This is a genomic window from Streptomyces sp. DH12, from assembly GCF_020873895.1.
Classification (GTDB): Bacteria; Actinomycetota; Actinomycetes; order Streptomycetales; family Streptomycetaceae; genus Streptomyces.
In genome coordinates, this window is record NZ_JAHWGT010000599.1 from 1 (window position 1) to 549 (window position 549).

The window sequence follows — 549 nt, forward strand, 5'->3', positions numbered from 1 at the left end:
GGCGGGGTACGGAGGAGACTATCAACAATCTTTGCGGCCTCATCAACATCGGCACTGACACTAGTATTTATACCCTTTGCCTGTGCAGCTTCAGCCATCGCCCGCGTATTGGGGCTGCTGCCTACAGCAACCAGATGGTCTACGTGGTACTTCGCGAGCTCTGCGCCCAGCTGACGGTGTGCGTCGAGGGCGTCGTCGCCCAGCTCACCCATCTCGCCGAGCACGGCAATAGAACGTGCGTCGGGACGCGCAGTGGCCGTGTATGCCAGCGCTGCGATGGCCGCACGCATGGAATCCGGGTTTGCGTTATAGGAATCATCAATCAGGGTGACTCCGTCGCGGCGGTTGCGCACGTCCATGCGGTGCTCCGACGCAATGCGGTGTCCAGACAACGCGTTTGCCACGAGTTCAGCGCTTAGCCCCAGCTCGATGGCGGCGGCCGCGGCGGCCAGCGCATTCGACACCTGATGCGCACCGAAGACCTGTAGTTTCACCGGAAGTGGCGCATGGCCTGGGGTATGCATGAGGAAGGAAGCACGGGCGACGTCG

At 62.1% G+C, this 549-nt stretch carries 1 protein-coding gene; it reads right to left on the minus strand.

The genetic code is table 11. The features are described from left to right. A partial coding sequence (locus LPA54_RS35990; protein WP_308112924.1) for a glutamate ligase domain-containing protein occupies positions 1-494 on the minus strand: 494 nt, incomplete at its 3' end. Positions 495-549 lie beyond the last annotated feature (55 nt).